At 32.8% G+C, this 22,890-nt stretch carries 15 protein-coding genes; 14 read left to right on the top strand and 1 reads right to left on the bottom strand.

Going from position 1 to position 22,890, the window contains the following annotated elements; translation table 11 throughout:
* Window positions 1–164: 164 nt before the first annotated feature.
* From ISP02_RS05395 to pyk, 8 genes are all read left to right on the top strand, one after another.
* Window positions 165–1,457: a DRTGG domain-containing protein gene (locus tag ISP02_RS05395; protein WP_195720566.1), complete on the top strand. Its 1,293-nt coding sequence runs from the start codon at window positions 165–167 to the stop codon at window positions 1,455–1,457.
* A gap of 47 nt (window positions 1,458–1,504) precedes the next feature.
* A complete protein-coding gene (locus ISP02_RS05400; RefSeq protein ID WP_195720567.1) occupies window positions 1,505–2,440 on the top strand; it encodes a DHH family phosphoesterase in 936 nt (311 codons plus the stop codon).
* 18 nt (window positions 2,441–2,458) lie between these two features.
* Complete coding sequence (locus ISP02_RS05405) at window positions 2,459–5,647, top strand: DNA polymerase III subunit alpha (RefSeq protein ID WP_195720568.1); 3,189 nt, start codon at window positions 2,459–2,461, stop codon at window positions 5,645–5,647.
* Between the two features lie 216 nt (window positions 5,648–5,863).
* A complete protein-coding gene (locus ISP02_RS05410; protein ID WP_195720569.1) occupies window positions 5,864–7,099 on the top strand; it encodes an NAD(P)-dependent malic enzyme in 1,236 nt (411 codons plus the stop codon).
* 59 nt (window positions 7,100–7,158) lie between these two features.
* Window positions 7,159–8,025 (top strand): acetyl-CoA carboxylase, carboxyltransferase subunit beta, encoded by an 867-nt coding sequence (accD, locus tag ISP02_RS05415; protein ID WP_195720570.1) that lies wholly within the window; start codon window positions 7,159–7,161, stop codon window positions 8,023–8,025.
* Window positions 8,018–8,962 (top strand): acetyl-CoA carboxylase carboxyltransferase subunit alpha, encoded by a 945-nt coding sequence (locus ISP02_RS05420; RefSeq protein ID WP_195720571.1) that lies wholly within the window; start codon window positions 8,018–8,020, stop codon window positions 8,960–8,962. Before accD ends, ISP02_RS05420 begins: the two co-directional genes overlap by 8 nt.
* 236 nt (window positions 8,963–9,198) lie before the next feature.
* Window positions 9,199–10,167 carry a 6-phosphofructokinase gene (gene pfkA, locus ISP02_RS05425; RefSeq protein ID WP_195720572.1) on the top strand — a complete coding sequence of 323 codons (969 nt, stop codon included), beginning with the start codon at window positions 9,199–9,201 and terminating at the stop codon, window positions 10,165–10,167.
* A gap of 20 nt (window positions 10,168–10,187) precedes the next feature.
* Entirely contained in the window at window positions 10,188–11,948 is a 1,761-nt protein-coding gene (pyk, locus tag ISP02_RS05430; RefSeq protein ID WP_195720573.1) for a pyruvate kinase, read from the top strand.
* Between the two features lie 281 nt (window positions 11,949–12,229).
* On the opposite strand, the gene ISP02_RS05435 is transcribed toward pyk, so the two are convergent.
* Complete coding sequence (locus ISP02_RS05435; protein ID WP_195720574.1) at window positions 12,230–13,594, bottom strand: amino acid permease; 1,365 nt, start codon at window positions 13,592–13,594, stop codon at window positions 12,230–12,232.
* 346 nt (window positions 13,595–13,940) lie between these two features.
* Here ISP02_RS05435 and ISP02_RS05440 point away from each other — a divergent pair, with 346 nt between their 5' ends.
* The 6 genes from ISP02_RS05440 to mutM all read left to right on the top strand — a co-directional run bounded on the left by ISP02_RS05440 (window position 13,941) and on the right by mutM (window position 22,874).
* On the top strand, window positions 13,941–15,059 hold the full coding sequence (locus tag ISP02_RS05440) for a citrate synthase (protein ID WP_195720575.1): 1,119 nt from the start codon (window positions 13,941–13,943) through the stop codon (window positions 15,057–15,059).
* Window positions 15,060–15,103: 44 nt separating this feature from the next.
* Entirely contained in the window at window positions 15,104–16,372 is a 1,269-nt protein-coding gene (gene icd / locus ISP02_RS05445) for an NADP-dependent isocitrate dehydrogenase (protein WP_195720576.1), read from the top strand.
* 451 nt (window positions 16,373–16,823) lie between these two features.
* Complete coding sequence (locus ISP02_RS05450; protein ID WP_195720577.1) at window positions 16,824–17,534, top strand: response regulator transcription factor; 711 nt, start codon at window positions 16,824–16,826, stop codon at window positions 17,532–17,534.
* Window positions 17,534–19,231, top strand: coding sequence for a two-component system histidine kinase PnpS (gene pnpS, locus ISP02_RS05455; RefSeq protein ID WP_195720578.1), 1,698 nt, complete (start codon window positions 17,534–17,536; stop codon window positions 19,229–19,231). Before ISP02_RS05450 ends, pnpS begins: the two co-directional genes overlap by 1 nt.
* Before the next feature lie 125 nt (window positions 19,232–19,356).
* Window positions 19,357–21,987, top strand: a complete 2,631-nt coding sequence (gene polA / locus ISP02_RS05460; RefSeq protein WP_195720579.1) for a DNA polymerase I — start codon at window positions 19,357–19,359, stop codon at window positions 21,985–21,987.
* Between the two features lie 14 nt (window positions 21,988–22,001).
* On the top strand, window positions 22,002–22,874 hold the full coding sequence (gene mutM / locus ISP02_RS05465; protein ID WP_195720580.1) for a bifunctional DNA-formamidopyrimidine glycosylase/DNA-(apurinic or apyrimidinic site) lyase: 873 nt from the start codon (window positions 22,002–22,004) through the stop codon (window positions 22,872–22,874).
* Window positions 22,875–22,890 lie beyond the last annotated feature (16 nt).

Raw genomic sequence — 22,890 nt, forward strand, 5'->3', positions numbered from 1 at the left:
TTAGTACAATAAAATAAATTATTTTTTTTGAAATATTTTGAAATAATTATGTTAATAACATTCAATAATGGATACAAAGCACATTTTTTTGTTGCTGCATCGCATTTTAAGTTATAAAAAGTTATAATATGTTTGAAACTAACAAATTAAACGAGGTCCATTATATGACAAAACATGAACAAATATTATCATATATCGAATCATTATCTGTGGGTCAAAAAATATCAGTTAGAAAAATTGCCAAAGTATTAGAAGTTTCAGAAGGAACAGCCTACCGCGCCATCAAAGACGCTGGACAAATAGGGCTAGTGGCGACGATTGATCGTGTGGGTACAGTTAGAATAGAGAAAAAGACGCGTGAACAAATAGAACAGTTAACATTTAATGAAATAGTTAAAATCATAGACGGCCAAGTATTAGGTGGGCGTAATGGTTTAATAAAGACATTAACTAAGTTTGCTATTGGAGCCATGGAACTTAATGATTTAGTTAAATATTTAAGTGCACATACTTTATTAATAGTCGGTAATCGAAAAGATGTTCAATTAGAAGCGTTAAAGCGTGGGAGTGCCGTCTTAATAACGGGTGGTTTTTCTACTTCTGATGAAATTATTAAATATGCAGACGAGCATGATTTGCCCATTATATCATCAAATTATGATACGTATTTAGTGGCTAATATAATTAATAGGGCCATGTATAATCAAATGATAAGAAAAGAGATATTAATCGTCGAAGATATTGTTAAACCCATAGATGAATCAACAGTTGTTTTTGAAGACATGAAGCTTAATGATTACAAGGAAAAGGCAAAAACGACTGGGCATTCAAGATTTCCAGTAATTGATGACAATTGGAAACTAGTCGGTATCGTAACAAGTAAAGAGATAATTAATATGCACGACAATGAAATGATAGCACAAGTCATGACGCGTTCACCGATAGATGTACAACTTTCAACTACGATAGCAAATTGTGCTCATATTATGATTTGGGAAGGCATAGAGTTATTACCAGTAACAAATCTAAGCAAAAAACTTATTGGAGTTATTTCTAGAGAAGATGTATTAAAGTCAATGCAATTAATAGGGCGTCAACCTCAAGTAGGTGACACGATTAATGATCAAATAGCCAAACACATTCACATTACTAATGATATAATCCAAGTACAAACAACACCATTGCTTACTGATCAATTCGGTATGTTAAGTAAAGCGGTTTTTGTTGCAATTATCGAAGAAACAGTACGTTATGAAATGCGTAGATATAAGAAAATAGAAGTTATGATAGAAAACCTAAATATTTTTTATTTAAATACCGTACAAATTGAATCAGAAATAGATGTCTATTATGATATGTTAAATGTAGGTAGAAATTTTGCAAAATTAGAAGTAACAATGAAAACGGGGGCTCAAAACGTGGCTAAAGCTATGATAATGTGCCAAATTTTGAATTAGAAATAGTTTGTAACTTATAATGTTAAATCGAAAGGAAACGATGATAGATGTCAGAGATATTTAATGAAATTATGGAAGAAATAGAAAAATACGACACGATAATTATACATAGACATGTGCGTCCAGATCCGGACGCCTATGGTTCACAGTTGGGGTTGGCAGAATATTTAAAGGTTAAATTTCCAAACAAACACATATACGCGGTAGGAGAACGTGAACCATCACTTGATTTTATTGGAACGTTTGATGATATAAAAGATGATACTTATAATTATGCACTTGTAATAGTCTGTGACACGGCTAATTCTCCACGTATTAGCGACGAGAGATATAGCCAAGGTCAAAAGCTAATTAAAATCGACCATCATCCAGCGGTAGACCAATACGGTGATATTAATTATGTAAATACTGAAGCTTCTTCAACGAGTGAAATAATTAGTGACTTCATCAATTATTTCAATGATTTCTCAATTATTGATGAGTCAGTTGCTAGATTACTTTATATTGGTATTGTAGGTGACACTGGAAGATTTTTATTCAATAATACGACACCACACACAATGGAAGTTGCTGGTCAGTTATTAACATTTGAATTTAATCACAATGAAGAGCTTAATAATTTAGCAGAAAAAGACCCTGAATTGCTACCGTTCCAAGGTTATGTATTACAAAATTTTGACTTAAATGACAAAGGTTTTTGTAAGGTTATTATAACTACTGATGTGTTAGAACAATTTAATATCGCAGCAAATGAAGCATCTCTGTTTGTGAATACGATAGCTGATATTAAAGGTTTGAAAATTTGGTTGTTTGCAGTAGATGAAGGCAATGAGATTAGATGTCGCATTCGTTCTAAAGGCATTGTAATTAATGACGTCGCAAGTGATTTTGGCGGTGGTGGCCATCCAAATGCTTCGGGTGTGTCTGTAGATAGTTGGGAAACATTTGAAACATTAGCTACAGCTCTAAATAATAAATTGTAAGGATAAGAGGTGATTACATTGGTTGCACATTTAAATATTCATTCGGCATATGATTTACTTAATTCAAGTTTAAAAATCCATGATGTCGTTACTAAAGCAACTAATGAAGGCTATACGGCTTTAGCCATAACAGATACAAATGTACTGTATAGTTATCCTCAATTTTATGATGCATGTGTCGGCGCCAATATTAAACCTATCTTCGGTATGACGATATGGCTAACTGATGGATTAACATCGTTAGAAACTGTAGTTTTAGCTAAAAATAACGAAGGCTTAACAGATTTAATTAAATTATCATCGGCAATTAAAATGAAAGATAGGATAGAGACGAGCTTTGAATGGTTACAAAAATATGCGGAACATTTAATAATTATTTTTAAAAATGTAACTGTAGAACATCAAAATATAGTTGATCAGTTTAAAAATCATAATGGACTTTATATTAACCATCTAAGTGAAGCTGTGATTGATGCTCCTATGGTATGGTTGCAAAGCGCTAACTATCTTGATAGGGAAGATGCGAATACAATTACTGCATTAAATGCTATCCGAGATAATAAAAAATTGGATTTAGTCAATGATCCAATTGATTACCATGCTCACGTGTTGGGTGAAGACGAGTTATTTGATCTTAATGTATCCAAGGAAGCATTAGAAAACACAGAACAAATAGCTTGTCTATGTACTGCGGAATTAAATTATCATCAAAATTTATTGCCAAAATTTCCTACACCAAATGATTTAGCGTCTAAAACGTATTTGATGCAAATACTTAAAGAGAAGTTAGAAGAAAGGCAATTGGACCAAAATAATAAATATCGGCAACGTTTAAATTATGAATTTAAAATTATAACTGATATGGGCTTCGAGGATTATTTTTTAATAGTTAGTGATTTGATTCATTATGCCAAAACTAATGATGTGTTAGTAGGACCGGGTAGGGGCTCATCTGCAGGATCACTTGTAAGTTATCTTTTAGATATTACTACGATTGATCCTATTAAATATGACTTGCTATTCGAACGTTTTTTAAATCCAGAACGTGTAACGATGCCGGATATTGATATAGACTTTGAAGATACTAAACGTGATAAGGTTATTCAATATGTTCAAGAGAAATATGGTGACAATCATGTAGCAGGTATTGTCACTTTCGGACACTTACTTGCTAGAGCAGTTGCGCGAGACGTTGGACGCATTATTGGATTTGATGACGTTACTTTAAACGAAGTGTCAAAATTAATTCCGCATAAATTAGGGATTACGCTTGATGAAGCTTATAAAGATGAAGCATTTAAAGATTTTGTTCATCGTAATCATCGTAACGAGAAATGGTTTGAAATTTGTAAAAAGTTGGAAGGACTCCCACGTCATACTTCTACACACGCGGCAGGTATTATTATCAATGATCAACCAATATATGATTATGCGCCACTGACACTTGGCGATAATGGTATTTTAACGCAATGGACAATGACCGAAGCGGAAAGAATTGGTTTATTAAAAATAGACTTTTTAGGACTTAGAAATTTATCTATTATTCATCAAATCGTGAAACAAGTTAAATATGATTTAAATACGCTAATAGATATTGAACAAATACCTTTTGATGATAAAGATGTATTTCGTTTGCTATCGTCAGGTGACACGACTGGTATATTCCAATTAGAAAGTGATGGCATTCGTAATGTGTTAAAAAAATTACAGCCAGAACATTTTGAAGATATCGTTGCCGTCACTTCGTTATATAGACCTGGACCTATGGAAGAAATACCAACATATATTAAGCGTAGACATGAACCTTCTAAAGTAGAATACTTACATTCTGATTTAGCACCAATTTTGAAGAAAACATATGGCGTTATTATCTATCAAGAACAAATTATGCAAATTGCTAGTAAATTCGCTGGTTTTAGTTATGGTGAATCGGATATTTTGAGACGTGCCATGAGTAAAAAGAATAGGGCAGTTCTTGAAAATGAACGTCAACATTTTGTTAAAGGTTCAGTCAATAATGGCTATGATGAACAATTAAGTAAACAAATATTTGATTTGATATTAAAATTTGCTGACTATGGTTTTGCTAGAGCTCATGCGGTAAGCTATTCAAAGATAGCGTATATCATGACTTACTTAAAAGTGCACTATCCAAACTATTTTTATGCCAATATTTTAAGTAATATTATCGGTAGCGAGCAAAAAACTGCCTCTATTATTGATGAAGCAAAGCATCAACATATTTCGATACTAGCACCACACATTAATTACAGTCATTGGTTTTATAAAGCGACGGCAAAAGGTATTTATTTATCATTAGGTGCAATTAAAGGTGTCGGTTATCAAAGCGTTAAATTAATTATTGAAACTCGTCAATCTGGTGGGAATTTCAAAGACTTTTTCGATTTTGCACGTCGCATACCTAAACGAATCAAAACACGCAAATTATTAGAAGCATTAATTTTAGTGGGAGCTTTTGATCAATTAGGGCAAAATCGTGCTACGTTATTACAGTCAATCGATCAAGTTTTAGACGATATTTCTAGTATTGAGCAAGACGATCTCATTTTCGATGTATTAACACCGAAAACAGCATATGAAGATAAAGAAGAATTACCTGATAAGGTGCTTAGTGATTATGAAAAAGAATATTTAGGTTTTTATATCTCTACACATCCTGTAGAAAAAGCTTTTAATAAAAAACAATATTTAGGTATTTATAAGTTAAGTAATGCTGTAAATAACAAGCCAATCTTTATACAAATTGATAACATAAAAAAAATAAGAACTAAAAATGGTCAAAATATGGCGTTTGTCACTATCAATGATGGTAATAATACGATGGACGGTGTCGTATTTCCTGATGTATATAAAAAATACGAACAGCTATTACTTGAGGAAACCATGTTGACAGTAAGAGGGAAATTCGAACGTAGAAACAATAAATTACAACTTATTATTGCTCATATGAGTAATATAGATGATTTTGAACTCGCAGCAATTCAAAATGCGCGCCAAATAATTATTCGTAAAAATAAAAATATTGATGATATAGCTCAATTATCAGTAGAAAGTAACGCCGATAGTTTACCTGTCGAATTTTATGACGAAACTTCAAATGCCATGAATTTAATTGGTTATATAAATAATGAAGATATTAAGCATTTTATTTTGCATTTTGACCCAGCGGATATTCGAATTATATAACTTTTACACTATTATAAATTATGATATAGTTAACTGATGGTTAATGAGAATTTACCATCAGTTTTGTTTTGAAATTTAGTGTATATTTTTATTAAGCTATTCTAATTAGAGATTTCTTATAAACATATATTTATCTCATTAAATAATTGTTATATAGTTAATGGTGTAATAAAAATATATATAAATAAGATATATTTGTCTGGGGGCGACGCGAGCATGACATTAAGAGATGAAGCATTAGAAATGCACAGAAAAAATAAAGGTAAACTTGAAGTGAATGCTAAAGTTAAAGTTACAAATAAAGAGGAATTAAGTTTAGCTTATTCACCAGGTGTAGCCGAACCTTGTAAAGAAATACATGAAGATAAACGTAAAGTATTTGATTATACTATGAAAAGTAATACAGTTGCAGTAGTTACAGATGGTTCTGCTGTCTTAGGTTTAGGCGATATTGGTGCTGAAGCAAGCATTCCTGTAATGGAAGGTAAAGCTGTACTATTCAAAAGTTTTTCAGGAATAGATGGCATCCCTATAGCATTAAATACAAAAGATACTGAAGAAATTATTAGAACTGTAAAACTTATCGAACCAAACTACGGTGGTATTAATTTAGAAGATATCTCCGCACCACGTTGTTTTGAAATAGAAGAACGCTTAAAAAAAGAAACTAAAATACCTGTATTCCATGATGATCAACACGGAACTGCTATCGTTACAGTTGCTGGGTTAATCAATGCGCTTAGAATTGTCGATAAAGAATTATCAGATATTAAAGTTGTATTAAATGGTGCCGGTGCAGCAGGAATAGCGATAGTTAAATTACTCTATTCATATGGCGTACATGAAATGGTTATGTGTGACTCTAGAGGAGCGATTTATGAAGGTCGTCCTGCCGGTATGAATGATACGAAAGAATACGTCGCTAAGTGGACTAATAGAGATAAAATTGATGGTACATTAGAGGATGTTATTAAAGATGCAGATGTGTTCATCGGTGTTTCTGTAGCTGACTTACTATCCAAAGAAATGGTCAAATCCATGGCTGATGACCCAATTATTTTTGCAATGGCTAATCCAAATCCAGAAATAAATCCTGATGATGCTAAAGAGGCAGGGGCAAAAGTTATTGGTACGGGCCGCTCAGATTTTCCTAATCAAATTAATAATGTGTTAGCTTTCCCTGGCATTTTCAGAGGTGCATTAGATGTAGAAGCAACGCATATAAATGAACAAATGAAGAGAGCTGCTGTTGAAGCAATAGCTGATTTAATTAAACCAGACGAGTTAAATCCAGATTATTGTATCCCGGCACCTTTTGATAGTCGAGTTGCACCATCTGTAGCTAGAGAAGTAGCAAAAGCTGCGATGGAATCAGGCGTTGCTAGAACTGAAGTTGACCCTGAACAAATTTATAATAAAACAATAAAATTAACCGAAATAAACTCAAAATAATATATGCTATAAAGGTATGATTATATAATCATTGTCGGTGGTTAAGTGGAGGTTTACTCATGTTTAAAGATTTTTTTAATCGTAGTAGTAAAAAGAAAAAGTATGTAACTGTATCGGATTCGAAACAGAGTGATGTACCAGCAGGTATCATGACGAAGTGCCCAAAATGTAAAAAAATAATGTATACAAAAGAGTTATCCGAGAATTTAAATGTATGTTTCAATTGTGACCACCATATTGCACTTACTGCTTATAAAAGAATCGAAGCTATATCAGATGAAAATACATTTGAAGAATTTGACAAAGGTATGACTTCTGCAAATCCATTAGATTTTCCTAGTTATGAAGAAAAAATTCAAAAAGATCAGCAAAAAACTGAACTTAATGAAGCAGTAGTTACAGGTACCGCTAAATTAGAAGGCATTGAATTCGGCGTAGCAGTTATGGACGCTAGATTTAGAATGGGTAGTATGGGTGCAGTAGTCGGTGAAAAAATTTGCCGTATTATTGAACACTGTACGGAACATCGTTTACCATTTATTCTATTTTCTGCCAGTGGTGGAGCAAGAATGCAAGAAGGTATTATCTCATTAATGCAAATGGGTAAGACAAGTGTGTCATTAAAAAAACATGCTAATGCTGGATTACTCTATATATCATATTTAACTAACCCTACTACTGGTGGTGTATCAGCAAGTTTTGCTTCAGTTGGTGATATTAATATTAGTGAACCTAAAGCATTGATTGGTTTTGCTGGTAGAAGAGTTATTGAACAAACGATTAATGAAAAATTACCAGATGATTTCCAAACTGCTGAGTTTTTACTTGAGCATGGTCAATTAGACAAAGTTGTACACAGAAAAGAAATGAAAGAAACTTTAGCTAATATCTTAAAAATGCACCAAGAGGTGAAAAATAATGCTTGATTTCGAGAAGCCGCTTTATGAAATAAAAAACAAAATTGAATCTTTAAAAGAATCTCAAGAAAAAAATGATGTTGACTTACAAGAAGAAATTGACATGTTGGAAGCGTCATTAGATAGAGAAACTCATAAAGTTTATACTAATTTGAAACCTTGGGACCGTGTACAATTAGCTAGGTTACAAGAGAGACCAACTTCGTTAGATTACATTCCATTAATTTTTGATTCATTTATTGAATTACATGGAGATCGTAATTTTAGAGACGATCCTGCTATGATTGCTGGCATAGGTTATCTAAATGGTCAGGCTGTCACTGTTGTAGGACAACAAAGAGGGAAAGACACAAAAGATAATATATACCGCAACTTTGGTATGGCTCATCCTGAAGGATATAGAAAAGCGCTTCGATTAATGAAGCAGGCGGAAAAGTTTAATAGACCCATCTTCACTTTTATTGATACCAAAGGGGCGTATCCAGGTAAAGCTGCCGAAGAACGAGGTCAAAGTGAATCAATTGCGAGAAATTTAGTTGAAATGGCATCATTATCTGTACCGGTTATTTCAATCGTTATCGGTGAAGGTGGAAGTGGCGGTGCACTTGGACTAGGCATTACTAATAAAATTTTAATGCTAGAAAATAGTACATATTCTGTTATTTCACCAGAAGGTGCATCAGCTTTATTATGGAAAGATAGTAACTTAGCTAAAATAGCAGCAGAAACAATGAAGATTACTGCTAAAGACTTGAAAGAACTTAATGTAGCTGATGATGTTGTTGAAGAGCCATTAGGTGGCGCACATCATGATGTTGAATTACAGGCTAAAAACATCAAAGCGAAATTTGAACAATATTTAACCGAATTAAACAAAATGAGTGGCGATGAATTAATTGAAAATCGTTATGAAAAATTCAGAAATATTGGGTCATATCATGAATAAATTTATAATTTAACCTCTCTAAAAATAGAGGGGTTTTTTGAGGTTTACTGTATGATTATAGTTTTTAAATTGATGAATATATTATTTAAAAATTAAAACGCTTTCTTAATAGATTAAATAATCTCATTTATAATTAAAACGTTTACATGGATTATTAAACCTTATATTTATGGCACCATAAGTGAATTTATGGTATTTTTAAAGTAAGAAATACAAAGGCAGAAAGGTATGTCGTCATGAAAAAAATTGCGGTTTTAACTAGTGGTGGAGACTCACCTGGCATGAATGCAGCAGTAAGAGCTGTTGTTCGTAAAGCGATATATAATAACATTGAAGTTTACGGCGTTTACCAAGGGTATCAGGGACTATTAAATGATGATATTAAGAAACTTGAACTAGGTTCAGTTGGTGACACGATTCAACGTGGGGGTACATTTTTATATTCTGCAAGATGTCCAGAATTTAAAGAAGCAGATGTACGTAAAACTGGAATAGAAAACTTACGTAAAAGAGGCATTGAAGGCCTTGTAGTAATTGGTGGAGATGGTAGTTACAGAGGAGCACAACGCATAAGTGAGGAATGCTCTGAAATTCAAACTATTGGCGTTCCTGGCACAATCGACAATGACATAAACGGTACAGACTTTACAATTGGATTCGATACAGCTTTAAATACAATCATCGAATCAGTTGATAAAATTAGAGATACTGCTTCAAGTCATGCTAGGACATTTATTATTGAAGTTATGGGTCGCGATTGTGGAGATTTAGCTTTATGGGCAGGTATGTCTGTTGGTGCTGAAACCATCATTATTCCTGAAGTTAAAACTGAAATAAAAGAAGTTGCAGAGCGCATTGATCATGGAATTAGGCGTGGAAAAAAACACTCTATCGTTATGGTTGCAGAAGGAGTAATGTCTGGTGAATTATGTGCACAACAATTAGCTCAATACATCAACGTGGATGCACGTGTTTCGGTATTAGGTCATATTCAGCGTGGTGGAAGTCCAACTGGAGCGGATAGAGTATTAGCATCGCGTTTAGGAGGTTTTGCTGTTGAATTATTGATGAATGGAGAAACAGCAAGAGGTGTAGGTATTAAAAACAACGAATTAACTAGCACACCGTTTGATGATATTTTTATCGCAGAATCGCATAAATTTGATCATAATATTTACAATTTAACTAAAGAACTATCTATTTAATTACTCGGGAGGCATTTACAATGAGAAAAACAAAAATTGTATGTACGATTGGACCAGCATCAGAATCTGAAGAGATGCTAGAAAAACTAATAAAAGCTGGTATGAACGTTGCCAGATTAAACTTTTCACATGGGGACTTTGACGAACACCAAGCAAGAATTGATTCTATAAGAAAAGTTTCTGAACGTTTAGGTAAAACTGTAGCGATTTTACTTGATACTAAAGGGCCAGAAATTCGTACTCATAATATGAAAGATGGTGTCATAGAATTAGAAAAAGGTACAGAAGTTACTGTAAGCATGACTGAAGTTGAGGGCACACCTGAAAAATTCTCAGTTACTTATGATAATCTTATTAATGATGTTGACGAAGGCTCATACATCTTATTAGATGACGGTTTAATTGAATTACAAGTTAAACAAATTGATAAAGATAAAGGTGAAGTATTATGCGATGTCTTAAATACTGGAGAACTTAAAAATAAAAAAGGTGTTAATTTACCTGGAGTAAAAGTAAACTTACCTGGTATTACTGACAAAGATGCTGAAGACATTAAATTTGGTATTAGACAGGGCGTAGACTTTATCGCTGCTAGTTTCGTGCGTCGTCCAAGTGATGTTTTAGATATCCGTAAATTATTAGAAGAAAATAAAAACGAAAATATTAGTATAATACCTAAGATTGAAAACCAAGAAGGTATCGATAACATTGAAGAAATTTTAGAAGTTTCCGATGGCTTAATGGTTGCTCGTGGTGATATGGGTGTTGAAATTCCACCAGAATCAGTACCTATGGTGCAAAAGGATTTAATTAGAAAATGTAATAAATTAGGTAAACCAGTTATTACTGCAACACAAATGTTAGATTCAATGCAACGTAACCCTCGTGCGACACGTGCAGAAGCAAGTGACGTTGCCAACGCTATCTATGATGGCACAGATGCTGTTATGTTATCTGGTGAGACTGCAGCTGGTTCTTATCCAGAAGAAGCTGTAAAAACAATGAGAAATATTGCAGTCTCAGCTGAAGCTGCTCAAGATTACAAAAAATTATTATCAGACCGTACTAAATTAGTTGAAACTTCCCTAGTTAATGCTATAGGTGTGTCTGTTGCACATACAGCATTAAATTTAAATGTTAAAGCTATTGTTGCTGCTACTGAAAGTGGTTCAACGGCGCGTACGATTTCAAAATATAGACCTAAATCAGATATTATTGCAGTAACTCCAAGTGGTGAAACAGCTCGCCAATGTGCATTAGTATGGGGCGTTTATCCAGTGATTAAACAAGGCCGTAAAACAACAGATGCATTATTAAATAATGCTGTAGCAACTGCAGTTGAAACTGAAAGAGTACAAAATGGTGATTTAATTATTATCACTGCTGGCGTACCTACTGGAGAAAAAGGCACTACTAACATGATGAAATTACATCTAGTAGGCGATGAAATTGCCAGTGGACAAGGTGTAGGTCGTAATTCGGTAGTTGGTAAAATTTTAGTAGCTAATGCTGCTAACGAACTTGAAGGCGTTGATCTATCTGACAAAGTTATCGTTACTTCATCAGTAGATGAAACTTTGGTACCTTATATTGAGCAAGCATTAGGCTTAATTACAGAAGAAAATGGTATCACATCACCAAGTGCTATCGTAGGTTTAGAAAAAGGTATTCCAACAATAGTTGGTGTTGAAAATGCTACTACTGAATTACAAAGTGATAACTTAGTAACAGTAGATGCTAATCAAGGAAAAGTATTCGAAGGCTATGCTAACGTGCTTTAAATTTTTTAAATACAGTATAATATCAGAAGAGCACAATTATTTATACTCTTCTCAGAAAGCAAACAAACCTTAGGTGATATTTACCTAAGGTTTGTTTATATATTAAAAAAGTTTAGTTTAATATTGCTAGTCATTTATGTCGAATTCTAGTGGAAAAGCACTAGACGAAGATCTTAGACGAAGGCAGTGCACACGGAAGCATGTATAAAAATGCTAACAAAGGTAAAGGAATTGTCAACAGTATAAAGCCCATTCAAGGATTGAATGGGCTTTAATAAACTTTATTTTTGAGGTTTTTTAATAGCATTTTTGTATCTAAGATACATAAGTCCTAAAATAACAAGCCAAATAGGTGTAATATACACAGCTCTTCTTGTATCAACATTTACAAATAATAAACAAAATACTAAGAAGAAAAATACTAAAATAATGTACGCCATATATTTACCGCCAAATAATTTATAATTTGTATGCTTGTGATTCTCAGGATTACGTTTGTGATAATTAATATAAGCAACTGTAATCAATGCCCAAACAACTAGGAATAATACTGTAGATAGCGTAGTAACATACGTAAATACTTGAGTTGCATTTGGAATAATATAATTAAGTAATGCTGCTATTAGCAATAAAAAGGATGAGAGAATAATAGCTATGTGTGGTACACCATTTTTATTTGTACTTTTGAAAATAGGAGGTGCTTGCTCTTGATTAGATAAACCAAAAAGCATCCTACTATTTGAAAAGATACCACTATTACATGATGATGCTGCAGCAGTTAATACAACAAAATTTATAATGCCTGCAGCAAATGGTATACCGATTAGCGCGAACAATCTAACGAACGGACTCTCATCTGGGTTAACTTGTGCCCAAGGAACAATAGACATGATAACTGCTAATGAACCTACATAGAATATAATTATACGAATAGGGACGCTATTAATAGCTTTTGGGATAGTTACTTTTGGATTTTTTGTTTCTCCAGCAGTAACACCAATTAACTCGATACCTACGAACGAGAACAATGCCATTTGGAATGACATCATAAAGCCGCTTACGCCTTTAGGGAAGATACCATTATTATATAAATTAGAAAGTGATGCATGACCAAATTGTGTTTTATAGGCCATAATTATCATAATTGCACCAACGATAATTAAAGCGACAATTGTAACAATTTTAATAATTGCAAACCAAAATTCTAACTCCCCAAATAGCTTTGCACTTAATAAATTAAATGACATTAAGATCAGTACACAAAATAAAGCACTTATCCAGTTTGGTATTTGTGGAAACCAAAAACTTATGTATTTTGCCACGGCTGTAACTTCTGCCATACCCGTAATAATCCAGCATAACCAATAAGTCCAACCGGTAACGAATCCCGCGAATGGTCCTATATATTCGTTAGTTACATCGGCAAAAGATTTAAAACCAGTATTTGAAACCAGAATCTCGCCTAAACCCCTCATAAACATAAATAACATAAAACCTATGATAATGTAGGTAAGTAATATGGAAGGACCTGTTAACGCAATCGTTTGTCCTGCTCCCAAAAATAACCCAGTACCAATTGCTCCCCCGATAGCAATTAGTTGAACATGACGATTACTAAGTTCTCTCTCTAATACTTGTTTGCTCATTTGCATTTCTCCTTTGTTTATTTAGTATCAATTATGCTATCCAAATAAAAATATTACAACTATTTTTAAAATTTAATAAGTAATTTTACAGGTTTTAATTTATATTTAGTTATCGTATATGATAAAAAATTAAATTCTAAGAAAAATTGAAGTAATCTTCTATAAATATTAGAATGTAGATATAACAAACAATATTATTTGTGAATTATTTAAAGTAGTATATAGTTTAATAATTTCTTATAAGGCTAATAAGAATTATGGCTTTATATATTCACAAATCATCTTTGATTGGATATAATAGTTTTTGTAAGCCATTTCATAACGAAATAGAAAAGGGGAATTAAATATGGCAAACGTACAAAAAGGCTTAGAAGGGGTTCTAGCTGCCGAAACTAAAGTTAGTTCAATCATCGACAGTCAATTAACATATGCGGGCTATGACATAGATGATTTAGCAAATAATGCTGAATTTGAAGAAATTATCTTTTTATTATGGCATTATAGATTACCAAGTGCTGAAGAACTTAAAACTTTAAAAGAAAAACTATTAAGTTATATGGAGTTAAATCCTAGAGTGTATAGCCACTTCAAAGAATATGCTACAGATAATGTACACCCTATGACTGCTTTAAGAACTTCAGTATCTTATATTGCTCACTTTGATCCAAATGCCGAAGCTGAGAACGATACAGAAACTTTAGAGCGAGGTATTCGTATTCAAGCAAAAATTGCTTCATTAGTAACTGCTTTTGCTCGTGTAAGAGAAGATAAAGAACCGGTAAAACCGAACAAAGACTTAAATTATGCAGGCAACTTCTTGTATATGTTAAGAGGCGAATTACCTACAGACATTGAAGTAGAAGCCTTTAACAAAGCATTAGTATTGCATGCTGACCATGAATTCAATGCTTCAACATTTACAGCTAGATGTGCTGTATCATCATTATCTGACATGTATTCAGGTATCGTTGCTGCGGTTGGTTCATTAAAAGGTCCTTTACACGGCGGGGCAAACGAACGTGTTATGAGCATGTTAGCTGAAGTTAAATCAGAAGATGAAGTTGATGAATATATCGACCAAAAAATCAAAAATAAAGAAAAAATAATGGGCTTTGGACACCGCGTATATAAAGATGGCGACCCTAGAGCGAAGTTCTTAAAAGAAATGAGCAGAAAAATTACAAATGAAACTGGTCAAAGTCAATTATTTGATATTTCTGTGAAAATTGCAGACAAAATGAAAAAAGAAAAAGGTTTAATTGCGAATGTAGACTTTTATAGTGCTACAGTTTATCACAGCTTAAATATAGAACATGATTTATTCACTCCAATTTTTGCTGTAAGTAGAACTTCAGGATGGATTGCTCATATTCTAGAACAATATGAAGATAATAGAATTATGCGTCCAAGAGCACATTATGTTGGTGAAGTTAATAGAACTTATGTACCAATTGAAGAACGATAATAAAAAATAATTATTATAGACAAAATATGCGGAGGTTTTTAGAAATGGCAGTAAACAAAATAGTAAAAAACAACGACGGATTATCAGTACCAAATGAACCAACGATTCCATATATTATTGGTGATGGAATTGGACCAGACATTTGGAAAGCGGCAAGCAGAGTTATCGATGCAGCTGTAGAAAAAGCCTATAATGGCGAGAAGAAAATTGATTGGAAAGAAGTATTAGCTGGTCAGAAAGCATATGATGAAACTGGTGAATGGTTACCTAAAGAAACTTTAGAAGCTATAGATGAATACTTAATCGCAATCAAAGGTCCGTTAACTACACCTATCGGTGGCGGTATTCGTTCATTAAACGTAGCTTTACGTCAAGAATTAGACTTGTTTACTTGTTTAAGACCGGTTCGTTGGTTTAAAGGTGTACCTTCTCCTGTTAAAAGACCAGAAGAAACTGACATGGTTATTTTCCGTGAAAACACTGAAGATATTTATGCAGGTATTGAATTTAAAGAAGGATCTTCAGAAGTGAAAAAAGTCGTTGATTTCTTACAAAATGAAATGGGTGCAAAAAACATTCGTTTCCCTGAAACTTCAGGTATCGGTATTAAACCAGTATCTAAAGAAGGTACAGAACGTTTAGTACGTGCAGCAATTCAATATGCTTTAGATAACAATCGTAAATCAGTTACGTTAGTACACAAAGGTAACATTATGAAATTTACAGAAGGTGCCTTCAAACAATGGGGTTACGACGTTGCACATAACGAATTTGCTGATAAAGTATTCACTTGGCAACAATATGACCAAATAGTTGAAGAAAAAGGTAAAGATGAAGCTAATGCTGTTCAAGATAAAGCTGAAAAAGAAGGTAAAATCATTATTAAAGATTCTATTGCTGATATCTTCTTACAACAAATTCTTACTCGTCCAGCAGACCACGACGTAGTTGCTACAATGAACTTAAATGGTGACTATGTATCAGATGCGTTAGCTGCGCAAGTTGGTGGTATTGGTATCGCTCCTGGAGCGAACATTAACTATGAAAGTGGGCATGCAATTTTCGAAGCGACACATGGTACTGCTCCTAAGTATGCTGACCAAAACAAAGTTAATCCATCATCAGAAATTTTAAGTGCTGTTTTAATGTTAGAACATTTAGGATGGCAAGAAGCTGCTGACAAAATTACAGATTCAATTGAAAGAACAATCGCATCTAAAGTAGTAACATACGACTTCGCACGTTTAATGGACGGTGCTGAAGAAGTTTCAACTTCTCAATTCGCAGATGAGTTAATTAAAAATTTAAGCTAATAGTTGTTTAAGTTAAATTATAGACTTGTAGATAATGTTTATATTTGCGATTACTATTAAATAAGCACCCCCTTTACTATTAAGGGAGTGCTTATTTTAATTGAATGATAAGCCCTACACTATGCTTAGGTTCTTATTGTTGTACTGTTGCAATTAAAATTGAACCTTTTAGTGCTAAATAATATGTAGTAAGGTAATTAAAGTTACTGAGACGTGTAGATGAAATAGTTGGCATTAGATATAATTACTTCAGTACAGACATAATAGAAATGTAACTACTATATCGTTTTCACCTAACAATACAAAAAGTATATTAGTAATTGTAATTATGTATTTTTTATATTAACCAAATTAAGGTAATGTTAAGTTTATGTAAATCAATGTCAATTGTGTTATTTTTATAACTATTTAGGTTATAATTACGGTGTAAATATATTAATGGAGGTACGCTATGTCTCAAACAGTGCTTATAGTTGACGATGAACAATCAATTGTAACGTTGCTTAAATATAATTTAGAACAAGCAGGTTACATTACAGAAGTAGCCTATGATGGTGAAGAAGCATTAGAAAAAGTTGATGCATTTAAGCCTGAAGTAGTTTTATTAGATGTTATGTTACCTAAAAAAGATGGGATAGAAGTTTGTAAACAAATTCGCTCAGATAAGAATTTAGTACCTATATTAATGTTAACTGCTAAAGATGATGAGTTTGATCGCGTGCTCGGTTTGGAATTAGGTGCAGATGATTATATGACGAAACCATTTTCACCAAGAGAAGTTGTAGCCCGTGTCAAAGCAATATTAAGACGGTCAGCAATGATTACAGAACTTAGTGAAACAGCCGACAGTTCTGATGATATTCACATCGGCTCAATAAAAATAAGACCTGATTTTTTCGAAGTTTATCGCAATGGAGAATTATTAGAATTAACTCCGAAAGAATTTGAATTATTATTATACTTAATAGATAGACAGGGTAGAGTAATTACACGTGAACACATGTTAAATTCAGTGTGGAATTATGAATTTGCGGGAGATTCTCGAATTGTTGATGTACATATTAGCCACTTGAGGGATAAATTAGAAGACAATCCAAAGCAACCCAAATTAATTAAAACGGTACGCGGATTGGGATATAAACTAGAAAGACCGAAAGTTTAATGTTAAAGTTCCATCAACAACTATTAATCATTTTATGTACGATAACAATTGTGAGTTTCCTTGTGTTAGGATTCATTGTTACACATGTCATTTATTCTACTGTTTCATACAACCAACAGCAAAATCTTAATAATAGAGCTTCACATTTTATTAACTTATTAAATCATGGTCAACGGAAAGAATTAACAAAACAAATAAAAAATGAACAAATAACTGTTAAAATCAAGCAAAAAAATAAAGAAATTTACACAGAGTCTAGTAGCGTACCAATTAGCACTAAATTCTCAGATGTAACAAATACTGCACCATTAAATTACGATAAATATAATAAAAAGCATAGATATACATATGAAACTACTGTAGATAATTATAAAGTTATAATTAGTGGCGTAAACAACCATATACATACCTTGCAATTAAAAATATGGTACTATTTTTTACTAAGTGTCATTGTAGTAATCCTTGTGATGTTTTTAGTTGTTAGAATGATTAATCGTACGTATATTAGACCGATTAAAGAAGTGACTTACGCTACACAACTTCTTGCGGAAGGCTATTATCATGTTAGAGTTCCAGAAAGTAATGTCAAGGAAACGAAGGAATTGTTTGTCACTACTAACGAATTAGCTAGAAAGCTTCAGAGGTTAAACAATCAACAAAAATTACAATCAAATCGATTAAAGACTACCTTGGAGAATATTCCTAGTTCGATATTAATGATTGATAAATACGGTGAAATAGTAATAGCTAATAGAACTTATTATGAAGTGTTTGCACCTGATAAATCAGTTGAGCATCACAGTTATATAGAAATGTTAGATGACAAAGTTCAGAACTTAATAACCGATGCCTTTAAAATGGAAAAAGCGTTATATCATCAAGTGAAACTGAATGTTAGTCAAGTTCATGAGAAATACTTTGATACGGCGTGTGTACCAATTTTATCTAAATCCAAAAAGCATTTATATGGTATGGTAATCGTGTTGCATGATATAACTAACCTTAAAAAATTGGAAAATCTTAGACGTGAGTTTGTAGCAAACGTTTCACACGAATTAAAAACACCCATTACATCGATAAAAGGTTTTGCGGAAACGTTAATAGATGGAGCTAAGGATGATCCGCAATCATTGAATGCCTTTTTAGATATTATTCTGAAAGAATCAGAACGCATTGAATCATTGGTTTTTGATTTATTAGATTTATCACATGTAGAACAACAGAGTGAAATTGCAACGACACGCTTAAATTTAGCTCACATCGTGCAAAGTAATATTGATAGTTTACAAACAATAGCTGAAAAGAAATCAATCAACATAAACGCTAATCTTGATTCTGATGTTTATATTGAGGCAAATGAAGGTAAAATTTCGCAGGTAGTAATTAATTTAGTTTCTAATGCAATTAACTATTCACCTAAAAATAGCGAAATAATAATAAGAGTGTACGAAGAACAGCATAAATCGATATTAGTTGTAGAAGATTTTGGGATAGGTATTAGTGAACAAGATCAACAGCATATATTTGAACGTTTCTATAGGGTTGATAAAGCTAGAAGTAGAGATTCTGGTGGCACTGGTTTAGGCTTATCAATAGCAAAGCATATAGTAGAAGCGCATAAAGGTCGTATCAGTGTTTCATCAAAACCCAATCAAGGTTCAATATTCAAAGTTATATTTTTCGATGATACGTTATAACTCAGTTCCCACAAGTTATTAAATTTGTGGGAGCTTTTTCACTAAGCAAATTCAACGTAAAAAGTACGGTACAGCAGAAGATTATGATAAAATGGTAACTAAATGAGTTCTGGAGGTTAATTAAAGTGAATAAATTAATTTTAATAGATGGTAACAGTTTAAGCTTTAGAGCATTTTATGCTTTACCGTTATTGCAAAACAAGGCTGGTATTCATACTAACGCAGTGTATGGTTTTGCAATGTTATTAGAAAAAATAATTAAAGAAGAACAACCTACGAACTTTTTAGTAGCATTTGATGCGGGTAAAACAACTTTCCGACATAATACATATAGTGAATATAAAGGAGGTCGTCAAAAAACGCCTCCAGAATTAAGTGAACAATTGCCTTATGTAAGACAGTTATTAGATGTATATGGTATTAAAAGATATGAATTAGAAAATTATGAAGCTGATGATATCATCGGTACACTTAGTAACGAAGCGCATTCAGCTGGATTTGAAACAATAATTGTTACGGGTGACCGAGACTTAACCCAACTTGCTAACGATAATGTAACGATATATTATACAAAAAAAGGTGTGACTGATGTAGATCATTATACACCTGAATTCATAGCGGAAAAATATAATGGTTTAACACCTAGTCAAATTGTTGATATGAAAGGTCTAATGGGCGATGCTTCAGATAATATCCCAGGCGTAGCCGGTGTTGGTGAAAAAACGGCCATTAAATTATTAAACGAATATAAAACAGTAGAAAATGTTTATGAAAATATTGACAATGTTTCTGGTAAAAAGTTAAAAGAAAAATTAGAAAACAGTAAAAATGATGCACTAATGAGTAAACAACTGGCAACTATAAATTGTAAAAGTCCAATAGAAGTTTCATTAAAAGATACTGAAATGCCTTTAAAAAATGATGAAACTGAAAAAATAGAATTGTTTAAGAAACTAGAGTTTAAGCAATTATTAGATCAAATGAATATAGATGGTACTACCGAAAGTGAAGAAACAATTGATTTGACTGTGGAACAAGATTTTACAAATATCGATTTTGCTAATTTACAACAAGCAACGATTCATTTCGAATTAGAGGATACAAATTATTTAAAGGATCAAATTTTAAAATTTGGTCTTTTCGATGGAGCACATCACGTGGTAATTGATGCAAAAGATATTGAAAAAAATAGTGATTTAGTTCAATGGTTAGAAAGCAATAATACTAGGAAAGTCGTGTATGATGCTAAAAAAACTTACGTTGTCGCCCATAGATTAAATATCGATATAAATGAAATTGTTTTCGATACAATGCTAGCTAGTTATATCATCGATCCATCAAGAACGATAGACGATGTTCATTCTGTTGTGAGTTATTATGGGCAAACTTATGTAAAGACTAACATTAGCGTGTTCGGCAAGGGAAAGAAACGCCAAGTACCAGAAGATGATGTATTAAATGATTATGTTGCAAGTATTTTACATGCTATATACAATGCATCGTCTAAAATGGAAGAACAATTAGAAGCATATAATCAAGTCGAACTATTACAAGACTTAGAACTTCCACTTGCTAAAATTTTAAGCAAAATGGAAGAAACAGGTATATATACTGAAGCTAGTGAATTGAAAGATATGGAAATCGAAATTCAAGACAAACTAGACAAACTAATAGCAAACATTTATGATTCTGCGGGCGAAGAATTTAATATTAATTCGCCAAAACAATTGGGTGTCGTGCTATTTGAAACATTACAGTTACCAGTCATTAAAAAAACTAAGACAGGTTATTCAACTGCAGTAGACGTGTTGGAGCAACTACAAGGTGAACATTCAATAATTGACTATATTTTAGAATACCGTCAACTATCCAAGTTACAATCGACGTATGTTGAAGGTCTTCAAAAAGTAATTAGTGATGATAAAAGGATTCATTCAAGGTTTAATCAAACACTGGCTCAGACAGGGAGACTATCATCTATTGATCCAAATTTACAAAATATACCTGTGCGCCTTGAAGAAGGACGTAAAATAAGAAAGGCATTTAAATCTTCTGAAAAGGATACAGTCATATTTTCAGCTGACTATTCTCAAATCGAATTACGAGTGCTAGCGCACATCACACAAGATGAGAGTATGATACAGGCGTTCAAAGACAATGAAGATATTCATACTGCAACAGCGGTTAAAGTGTTTGGTGTTAATGCAGATGAAGTTGATAGTCTAATGCGTAGACAAGCAAAAGCTGTAAATTTTGGTATCGTTTATGGAATCAGTGATTATGGTTTAAGTCAAAATTTAGGTATTACCCGTAAACAAGCAAAACAATTTATTGACGATTATTTAGATAGTTTCCCAGGCGTAAAACAATATATGACTGATATTGTTAAAGATGCAAAAGCACAAGGATTTGTAGAAACGCTTATGCATAGACGGCGCTATATTCCAGACATTACTAGTCGTAACTTTAATTTACGTAGCTTTGCAGAACGAACTGCTATGAACACACCAATTCAAGGTAGTGCTGCAGATATTATTAAACTTGCGATGGTTAATTTTGATAAGGCTGTTGAAAGTAAATCATTTAATGTGAAATTATTACTTCAAGTTCACGATGAATTAATATTTGAAGTACCAAAAGATGAAGTTCAAGATTTTAGTGAATTTATAGAAAATATAATGGATAACGCATTACCATTAGATGTACCGCTACTCGTTGAATGTAACTATGGCGATACATGGTACGATGCTAAATAGAAAGTTGGATTATCATGCCGGAATTACCAGAAGTTGAACATGTCAAAAGAGGCATTGAGCCATATGCCAAAGGTCAAAAAATAAGCTCTGTTATCTTTTCAGATAAAGTGAAGGAAGGTAAAACAGACGGGCGTGAAACTATAATAAAAGGTATGTCATTAGATACTTTCAGAACATTTACTGAGAATTATGTTATCGAACATATAGAAAGACGTAGTAAATATATCGTCTTTTACTTATCTAATGGCCATGAAGAACGTATTTTAATTAGTCATTTAGGCATGGCAGGTGGATTTTTTATTGTTAAGGAACTAGACGATATCTCGGTCAAAAATTATCGTAACCATTGGCATGTGATTTTTAATTTAGATAACGATATGCTACTCGTTTATTCTGATATTAGGAGATTTGGAGAAATAAGAAACGTACCATCATTTGAAGCCTATCCTTCGTTTTTAGAAATAGCACCAGAGCCTTTTGATGATGAATCTTTAAACCATTATTTGTCATGGTTTGAGCGTAAAAATTATTATAAAAAGCCAATCAAACAAATGATATTAGATCATAGAGTCATTGCAGGGTGTGGTAATATATATGCATGTGAAGCTTTATTTAGGGCAGGCATTCATCCGAATCGAACAACACAAAGTCTGAATAACCAAGAAAGAGAAATGTTATTTTATTATGTTCGAGAAGTTTTATCTGAAGGTATAAAATATGGTGGAACAAGTGTTTCTGATTATCGTCATGCCGATGGTAAGACGGGATCGATGCAACTGCATCTAAATGTATACAAACAAAAGACATGTAAAGTATGTGGCGATGAGATTAAAACGCAAGTCATTGCAATGCGTAATAGTCATTATTGCCCTACATGTCAAAATTAAAGGAAGAGTGAAAGTT

Origin of the sequence: Staphylococcus durrellii, from assembly GCF_015594545.1 — a bacterium.
Lineage (GTDB): Bacteria > Bacillota > Bacilli > Staphylococcales > Staphylococcaceae > Staphylococcus > Staphylococcus durrellii.